This is a genomic window from uncultured Novosphingobium sp. (genome assembly GCF_964277725.1).
Lineage (GTDB): Bacteria > Pseudomonadota > Alphaproteobacteria > Sphingomonadales > Sphingomonadaceae > Novosphingobium > Novosphingobium fluoreni.
The window spans coordinates 1-8,254 of the sequence record NZ_CAXYKL010000162.1; the positions used below are offsets into that span (position 1 = coordinate 1).

8 protein-coding genes are annotated in these 8,254 nt (G+C 63.8%); 6 read left to right on the forward strand and 2 right to left on the reverse strand.

Annotated features, from left to right (window positions below; translation table 11 throughout):
• The first annotated feature begins 270 nt into the window (after positions 1 to 270).
• The gene (locus ACHWRX_RS09300) at positions 271 to 1,056 is read left to right on the forward strand and encodes an NUDIX domain-containing protein (protein ID WP_394658977.1); all 786 of its coding nucleotides are present in this window, start codon (positions 271 to 273) and stop codon (positions 1,054 to 1,056) included.
• A 32-nt stretch (positions 1,057 to 1,088) separates the two neighbouring features.
• Here ACHWRX_RS09300 and ACHWRX_RS09305 read toward each other — a convergent pair whose 3' ends face one another.
• Entirely contained in the window at positions 1,089 to 1,415 is a 327-nt protein-coding gene (locus ACHWRX_RS09305; protein ID WP_183616690.1) for a PilZ domain-containing protein, read from the reverse strand.
• Between the two features lie 597 nt (positions 1,416 to 2,012).
• Between ACHWRX_RS09305 and coxB the strand changes: the two genes are divergently transcribed.
• Genes coxB through ACHWRX_RS09330 form a run of 5 tightly spaced genes read left to right on the forward strand, consistent with a single transcriptional unit; the run spans position 2,013 to position 7,471 of the window.
• Entirely contained in the window at positions 2,013 to 2,945 is a 933-nt protein-coding gene (coxB, locus tag ACHWRX_RS09310) for a cytochrome c oxidase subunit II (protein ID WP_394658978.1), read from the forward strand.
• Complete coding sequence (locus tag ACHWRX_RS09315) at positions 2,942 to 5,458, forward strand: cbb3-type cytochrome c oxidase subunit I (protein WP_394658979.1); 2,517 nt, start codon at positions 2,942 to 2,944, stop codon at positions 5,456 to 5,458. The genes coxB and ACHWRX_RS09315 overlap by 4 nt, the downstream gene beginning before the upstream one ends.
• The gene (locus ACHWRX_RS09320; protein WP_058736105.1) at positions 5,455 to 5,835 is read left to right on the forward strand and encodes a hypothetical protein; all 381 of its coding nucleotides are present in this window, start codon (positions 5,455 to 5,457) and stop codon (positions 5,833 to 5,835) included. The genes ACHWRX_RS09315 and ACHWRX_RS09320 overlap by 4 nt, the downstream gene beginning before the upstream one ends.
• Positions 5,832 to 6,428 (forward strand): cytochrome c oxidase assembly protein, encoded by a 597-nt coding sequence (locus tag ACHWRX_RS09325; RefSeq protein WP_394658980.1) that lies wholly within the window; start codon positions 5,832 to 5,834, stop codon positions 6,426 to 6,428. Before ACHWRX_RS09320 ends, ACHWRX_RS09325 begins: the two co-directional genes overlap by 4 nt.
• Complete coding sequence (locus ACHWRX_RS09330) at positions 6,422 to 7,471, forward strand: c-type cytochrome (RefSeq protein ID WP_394658981.1); 1,050 nt, start codon at positions 6,422 to 6,424, stop codon at positions 7,469 to 7,471. Before ACHWRX_RS09325 ends, ACHWRX_RS09330 begins: the two co-directional genes overlap by 7 nt.
• Before the next feature lie 84 nt (positions 7,472 to 7,555).
• On the opposite strand, the gene ACHWRX_RS09335 is transcribed toward ACHWRX_RS09330, so the two are convergent.
• Positions 7,556 to 8,254 (reverse strand): LuxR C-terminal-related transcriptional regulator (locus ACHWRX_RS09335; protein ID WP_394658982.1); only part of this gene is annotated, 699 nt, incomplete at its 5' end.

An 8,254-nucleotide genomic window follows, 5' to 3' on the forward strand; every position in this document is an offset into this window, starting at 1 on the left:
CGCCGTTTTTCGTTTGGGTCACATATCTGGAAGGAGGGGGGCTCGGGGGAGGCGGGGCCGGAGATTTGGGCAGCCCCGCCTCTAGTTCGAGACGTACTCGGGAGTACGTCACTTGTTTAGCATGGACCGTGCCAATTTCCGAAGACGGCATAAATCCGCCGGTTTTACAACGGCCCACGGTTACCCGCATCTTAACTTGTAAGATATTCCGACATTGCCTTGCCCCCGGTTCGTCTTGCGTTGCCCATTGTATGCGGCAAGACTGAACGCATGAGCACTACCAGCGACAAGCCAGCCGTTCTTGAGGGATTGGCCACCGTTCCCGCAGCGACCGTTATCATTTTTCGCGACGCCCCTATCGGTCCGCCCCAACTGCTGATGGTGCAGCGCGCCAAGGAAATGCGCTTCGCCGGCGGGGCAGCGGTATTTCCTGGCGGCAAGGTCGATCCCGCCGATCGCATACTGGCCGCAGAGCTGATGCCTCACGACGATCAGGAGATCGCCGCCGCCCGCATCGCCGCTATTCGCGAGACGCTGGAGGAGACCGGCCTGGTTGTCGCCATTCGCGAGGCCGTGACGGCGGAGGCCGCCGCGCAAGCGCGTAAGCTTCTGCTGGCCCAGGGCACGCTGGCAACAGTGTTGGAGACTTTCGGTTGGACAATCGATCCGGATAGTCTGACCCTCTACACGCATTGGTGCCCGCCATGGGACGGCGCTTTCGACACTCGTTTCTTCATCGTGAACCTGGGAACCGGCGCAGTCGATATCGAGATCGATGCGACTGAGAACACCCGGCTATTCTGGGCCAGCGCTGAAGAGGCGCTGGGGTTGGCAGAGCGTGGCGAGATCAAACTGATCTTCCCCACCGTCCGCAATCTGGAACGCTTGGCGCAACATGGAAAGTACGCCGACGTTCTTCAGGATCTTGCGCGGCATCCGGTCGCGATGATCATACCCCGCCGCACCGAACGCGATGGGGAGGCCTGGATCGAGATCGAGGAGGGACGCGGCTATCCCGTGCTGAGCCAGCGAGCGGCAACGGCCCGGCGCGGCTAGAAAGCGGAATGTCGGTCAGGAACGACCGGAACTCAGTCGCGCGAAACGGGTACTTGCTCGCCCTTTTCGTGCAGCTTGGCCAAGTGATCCAGCATCGGCGCGTAAATCGGCCGGTCGAATTCCAGCCCCGCACAATCCCCAGCGATCCAACGGACCGTACCCCCTAGCGCCTCCATGCCCTCAGGCCGGATGACGACATGCGACCCTACGCGAAACATCACGCGGTCCGTGCGGATGCAACACCCCTGAGTCGAAATGTCCGATATCTCTCCCACGTCGCGCAAGCCGTTGGTCGTGCGGCATTGCGTGGGCAATGTCACCGATTTGCGGACAGCGCGTCTGGGTATCTCAGCGGACATGCGCCATTGTCACCAAAAGCGGTATAAAATCCGTTAAGTTCGAGCCCGCGATCCCGACGGAATACATAACGATGGCGGGGCCAGTTCACGTCCGAACTGGCCCCGCCACGCCCTTCAAGACGACCCGAAGGACCTCGACCCGGCAGCGCAAGCGCCCGCGCGGTTCACTGCGTTTGGCTTCCGGAAAGATCGGCCCGGTGCGGGGGCACCGGCGCATGGGTCACCGCCAAGGCGGCAAGGTCTGCGGCGAGAAGGGAGTGTGGGGGGACTCGCGCGTCCTATCCGGGAACCGGGGCGCTGTGGCGAACATTTCGTAAGCCATGCAGTCCCGGTCTTACGGGGCACATCCGCTCCTATGCCACCCATACCTCCGTCGCGGCAAATCCGCCCGATGCCAAGTACTGGAAAAAACGATATTTCTTATCAATGCGACAGGGGTGGGATGAGGCGGTGGCATGTTCTCTTGCGCGGTATCCATCGATCGGTCTTGCCTGGGCGGCTGTCCGATCAGACTGGTTTCGCGCGGGATCGATCCCTGTGATGGGATCGCGAAACACTTTGTCACACTTGGCGAAGCCGATTGTTTCGGGGGCTGGCTTGGCTTTGCTGAGCGGCTGCAATCGCCATCAATCAGCCCTCGCCCCTTTCGGCGAGGATGCCGCCGCGATCGAGCATCTCACCATCGTCATGGTGGTGGGTGCAGTCGTCATCGCGATCGCACTGGCTCTGTTGATGCGCTGGGCGGTCAAGTCACCCGAGGGTTCGCTCACGCTGATCAGCGGAGAGCGTCTGATCGTCATTCTGGGAGCAATCCTGCCTGCGGTCCTGCTGCTCGGCCTGCTCGTCTACAGCCTGCCGCAGATGCGCCCACGCCCGGTCAAAGCGGCGGACTTGAAGATCGACGTGACCGGCGAACAGTTCTGGTGGCGCGTCCGCTACGCCCCGCCTGGAGGCGAGCCGGTGATTTCGGCCAATGCGATCCGCATTCCGGTTGGCCGCACCGTACTGTTCCGCCTGACCGCTTCGGACGTGGTGCACAGCTTCTGGATACCGGGCCTGGCCGGCAAGATGGATATGATCCCGGGCCGCGTGAACGAATTGCCTGTCAAGGCGACCAAGCCTGGGGGCTATCGCGGACAATGTACGGAGTTCTGCGGCCTTTCCCATGCCTGGATGGCCTTTGAAGTCGTCGCCATGGAGCCTGCCGCCTTTGACCGATGGCTGGCGGCTGAGCGCAGACCTGCGAAACCGATCGATGGACGCGGGCGGGCCCTGTTCGCCAGCTATGGCTGCGGCGGTTGCCATGCCATCGGCGGGACAGATCAGTCCGGCACCGTTGGCCCGAACCTGACGCATATCGCCGCGCGGCGCAGCATCGGCGCGGGCGCGCTGCCCGTCACCCAGGATGCGCTGGTTCGCTTCATCCGCGCCTCGTCCGAGGTAAAGCCCGGCTCGCGCATGCCGGCCTTCCCACAGATGCCCGAGGCGGACGCCCGTGACATCGCCCGTTATCTGGGAGAGCTGCGTTGAGCCTGCACGATCAAGACGATCTGGCGCTGCGCCATGCCCAAGAGGAACGGCTCCGCGCCGCGTGGGAACCGCCCCGGGGTCTCTTCCTGCGTTGGACGGACACCAACAACAACCGGGTCGGCGTGTGGTACACGTTGACCGCGTTTGGCTTCATGCTGTTCGCAGGCGTGCTGGCGCTGATCATGCGCACGCAGCTGGCGGTGCCGGACAACGATCTAGTCTCCCCGGCGACCTTCAACCAGTTGTTCACGCTGCACGGTTCGGCGATGATGTTCCTGTTCGCGGTGCCGATGTTCGAGGCGGTATCGATCATCCTGCTTCCGCAACTTCTGGGCGCGCGCGACTTGCCCTTCCCGCGCCTTTCGGCGTTCGGGTACTGGAGCTTCCTGCTGGGCGGCGTGTTCGTGCTCGGCTCGATATTCTTCAACGTCGCGCCGGACGGTGGCTGGTTCATGTACCCGCCCTTCACCACGCGAACCGACTTGTCCGGCCTGGGCGCGGACATCTGGATGCTGGGCCTGTCCTTCATCGAAGTGTCGTCCGTGGCGGCGGCGGTGGAGCTGATCGTCGGCATCCTCAAGTTCCGCCCGCCCGGGATGCGGCTGAACCTGATGCCGCTCTACGCCTGGTACATCCTGGTCGTGGCGGTGATGATCCTCTTCGCCTTTCCGCCGTTGATCGCGGGTGACTTACTGTTCGAGATGGAGCGCCTGCTGGGGTGGCCGTTCTTCGATGCCAGCAAGGGCGGCGATCCGCTGTTGTGGCAGCACCTGTTCTGGATTTTCGGACACCCCGAAGTCTACATCATCTTCCTGCCCTCGATCGCGCTGTTCGCGATGCTGGTGCCCACTTTCTCGCAGCGCCACCTGCTGGGCTATCCTTACATCGTGCTGGCGGCCGTCGGCACCGCGTTCCTCAGCTTCGGCTTGTGGGTCCACCACATGTTCGCCACCGGCCTGCCGAAGATCAGCTTGGCGTTCTTTTCCGCTGCCAGCCAAGCAGTGGTTATCCCTACCGGCGTGCAGATCTTCGCACTGATCGCCACCATCGCGGCAGGCCGCGTGATCTTTTCCACGCCGATGCTGTACGCAACCGGCAGCCTGGCCATCTTTGTGATCGGCGGCCTGACCGGGGTAATGGTGGCGATCGTGCCGTTCGACTGGCAGGCACATGATACGTACTTCGTGGTCGCCCACCTGCACTATGTTCTGATAGGTGGCACGCTGCTGCCGCTGATCGCCGGGCTCTATTACTATTGGCCGCTGATCACGGGGAAGAAGCTGAGCGATAAGCTGGGCCGCACCGCCTTCTGGATCATGTTCGCCGGCGCGAACCTGACGTTCTTCCCGATGCATTTCTCCGGCCTGCTGGGCATGCCGCGCCGTGTGGTGACGTATTCGGCGGAGCTGGGGATCGGTTGGCTCAACATGCTTTCTACGGTGGGCTCGTATATTTTTGCCGCCGGTATGCTGGTGGTCGTCGTCGATCTGTGCCTCTCTCCACGGCGCGCCAAGGCCGCGCGCAATCCGTGGAACGCCGGCACGCTGGAGTGGCTGGCACTGCCCGAGGACGAGAACTGGGGCATCCGCTCCGTGCCGCTGATCGAGACGCGCTATCCGATCTGGGACCAGCCCGACTTCATGCGCAAGGTGGACGAAGGCCGCTTTTTTCTGCCCGATGCAGAGGAAGGACGGCGCGAGACGATCAGTACTACGGTTCTCGATGCGCGCCCGCTTGCGGTGGTTCGCCTGGGCGGCCCATCATGGTTGCCGATGATGACCGCTTTCGCGCTGGGCGGTGTGTTCATCTTCACCACCTACCACCTTTATTGGGCCGCGCTTGTCTCCGGTGTCCTGACGCTGGCGGTAACGCTGCGGTGGTTGTGGACGACGGCGGAGATCCCCGAAAAACCGCTGAAACCCATCGGCCACGGGCTGGAACTGCCGCTTTATATTTCCGGCCCGCAAGCACCGGGCTGGTGGGCAATGTTCATCACCATGATGGCGGATGCCACCGCGTTCTCCGGGCTGGTCTTCGGCTATTACTTCTTTTGGACGATCCATCCCGAGTTCCCTCCGCCATGGGCCGATGGACCGGGCCTTGGCTGGCCGATGATCGCTTTGGCCATCACGCTCGCCAGCTGGGTGGCGACGATAATGGCGCGAACGATGAACAAGCGCGGCGCGGCCATGCCGACACGTCTGTTGCTAGGCACTGCCGGGCTCTTGTCGGTTCTCGCAATCCCGGCAGGCTTGGCGGGACCATGGCTCAGCGGCCTCGACCCCACGGCGCATAGCTACCCGGCGATCGTCTGGACTTTGGCGATCTGGACCGTGGCGCATTCGGGCGTAGGTGCGATCGCGCAGTTCTATGCGCTGGCCCGCAGCCTCGCCGGCCGCATGACGGCGCAGTACGACGCCGATATTCGCAACGTCACCTTGTATCATCATTTCATGGTTTTCACCGCGATCGTGACTTGGTGCACGCTCGGCCTGTTCCCGGAGGTCGCATGATCCGGAAGCTGCATAGCCACATCGGTTCGCTCCAGGCGACCTTGTGGACGCTCATCGTCGCGCCGACGACTTGGGCGGTTCACTTCCTGTTTTCCTACCTTTGGGCCGCCGTCTATTGCGCCAAGACGGGCCAATTCGCAGAAGAACCGCTGGTCTATTGGGTGGGGACGGGGCTGGCTCTGCTCGTGATCGCGATCTCCGGTTATATCGCCGTGATCCAGTCCCGCGTACCGGGAGATCCGGCGCCGCACGAACACAGTACGGAGAGCGATCGGCTACGCTTTATCGCCTACTCCACCATGCTGTTGGCGGGCCTCAGCCTTATCGGCGTCATCTTTACCGCCGCGCCGGTCTTGATCCTGGAAGACTGCCGGTGAACCCGGTGCCCCTCGTCGCCGCCGGTGCACTCATGGTGGGCGGCATCGCCGTATCTCACTTCGGCATGACCGGGCACATGATTGGCCACATGACCGCCGTCGCCATCGCGGCTCCGCTCTTGGCCATCGGCACGCGCGGCACCCGGTATGATCCGGCGCAACGCTGGCCACGGCTCGTCACGCCCTTCGTCATGAGCCTGGTTGAACTGGCGATCGTCTGGTCATGGCATTTGCCCACCGTTCGCGCGATGGCCGCGCATTCGGCGGCGGCAATGCTGGTGGAGCAGGCTTGCTTCCTGGGTGCGGGGTTCCTGCTGTGGTCGGCGGTGATCTCCCGCCCGGCCGACGCGCGGGCCAGCGGCGTGGGCGCGTTGCTGTTGACCTCAATGCATATGACCTTGCTGGGCGCGCTGATCGCTCTGGCCCCGCGCACGCTATACGGCATGACTCATGGCGTGCCGGAAGGCCTGACATCGCTGCAGGATCAGCAATTGTCCGGCGTGGTGATGCTGATGATCGGTGGAGTGGCCTACCTGCTGGGTGCCCTTGCCGTGCTTGGGGGGCTGCTGCGGCAGGAGAGCGTAAAATGCTGATCACCTGGAAACGCGCGATCCTTGGCATTCTTGCCGCCGCTGTCCTGGGGCTTGCCGTCGCATGGTCCGGGCTGATCAATGTCTCGGCGTCCAGCGGGCACTGGGCCATCAGCGACTGGTTCCTGCACTGGGTGATGCGCAATTCCGTGGAGACGCGCAGCGCCCTTGGCAGTCCGCGCGACGCCTCCGATCCCTCCGGCCTCGTCAGCGCAGCCGGACATTTCGCGGCCTCGTGCGCATCGTGCCACGGTGCCCCAGGCGTGAAGCCCTCGCCGGTGTTTCAGGCCGCCACGCCACCCGCGCCCAACCTGATGGAGACCGCGCCGGAGTGGTCGGACCGGCAGCTGTTCTGGATCCTAGACCACGGCGTCAAATTCACCGGCATGCCAGCCTGGCCTGCGCGAGAGCGGCATGACGAGGTGCGCCGCATGGTGGCCTTTGTTCGCCTCCTGCCGACCATGACGCCGCGCCGCTACGAAGAACTGACTGGCGGCGTTGCCCGCCTCACCGGCTCGAATACCTTCGAGTCCTGCGCCGGGTGCCACGGTGCCGACGGGCGCGGGCGCGGCGCGCCGGATATTCCCTATCTAGGTGGCCAGAAAGCCGAAGTGCTGATGGCAGCTTTGCGCGACTATCAAAGCGGCGCCCGGCAAAGTGCCGTGATGGGTCACGCCGCCGCACGCTTGTCCGCTGATGACATGCGGGACCTGTCGACGCGGTTCGCCGCAATGCCCGGCCTGAAGGCCACGGCCGCCGTCAACGATGCACAAGCCAGGCAGATCGTCGAGATGGGCTTGCCCGCCCAGCAATTGCCCGCCTGCGCCAGTTGCCACGTCCCCGGCAAGCCGTACCCAGTGATCGCCGGCCAGAAAGCCAGCTACATCGCCGCACGCCTGCGCCAGATGCGGGGCGACGACAAGGAGATCGACGCCCGCCAGACGCAGGCGACCATGCCCGTAATCGCCCGCCGCATCCCCAAGGACATGATCGACCGCATTGCCCGCTATCTCGAGGGTGAGGCGGTCGGCCCTACCCGCGATTGACGATTATCAAACTCCCCGGCTTGGCTCCTTGGCGGCAGCTTAGGACCAGCGATGGCCTGCTCGCTAAAGCGGACTTTTATCGCGTCACTCGGCCACGCCTTCTTCCGCGGGTTTCTGCTCGGGCGTAGGGCGGAACGGGCCGGTGTAGAGATGGCCAGCGAGCACCGAGTGCAGCACGGCGGATGTGCGATCCGAAACCCCCAGCTTGCGAAACGCGCGGCGCACGTAGCTGTCGACGGTCTCGGCCGAGATGCCGAGGATTTCCGCGATCACCGAATTGCTCTTTCCCATCGCGATCCAGTACACAACGTCCAGTTCACGCTCGGACAAGCGCACGTCGAGAGGGTCTTGCGTGTCGATCAGCTCGCAATAGCGCAGGAATGACATTTGCGCGATCGCATGCGCGGCGGCGGCGGTTTCCTCATCGGTCTGGCTATCGGGCCCGGCGGGCAATCCGACGAAGCCGGTGCGCGCCCCTGGACCATACGTGGGCAAGGCCAAGCCCTCTTCAAAACCCAGGTCCGCAAGGAAAGCATAGAAAGCCGTTTCGCCCCGCCCGGGCGGCTCGATCGCGCGCGCCTCGCTCCAACGGATCGGACCGGCTTGACGCAAAGCCAGATCGGGCAACGGGTCCTCATAGCGCAAGCGCTCCGGGTAAGCGGTCGACCATTCCGGCGCCATGTTGTTGGCGCTATGGACCCGCCCGAACCGCTTGTCCGACGTGACTGGCGTTACAAAATACGCCTGCGGAAACCCGATCGCGGCGAAGGCCTGCATCGTCGC

Coding starts and splice junctions, on each gene's coding strand:
- ACHWRX_RS09300 (WP_394658977.1), top strand. CDS start 271: ATGAGCACTACCAGCGACAAGCCAGCCGTTCTTGAGGGATTGGCCACC.
- ACHWRX_RS09305 (WP_183616690.1), bottom strand. CDS start 1,415: ATGTCCGCTGAGATACCCAGACGCGCTGTCCGCAAATCGGTGACATTG.
- ACHWRX_RS09320 (WP_058736105.1), top strand. CDS start 5,455: ATGATCCGGAAGCTGCATAGCCACATCGGTTCGCTCCAGGCGACCTTG.
- ACHWRX_RS09330 (WP_394658981.1), top strand. CDS start 6,422: ATGCTGATCACCTGGAAACGCGCGATCCTTGGCATTCTTGCCGCCGCT.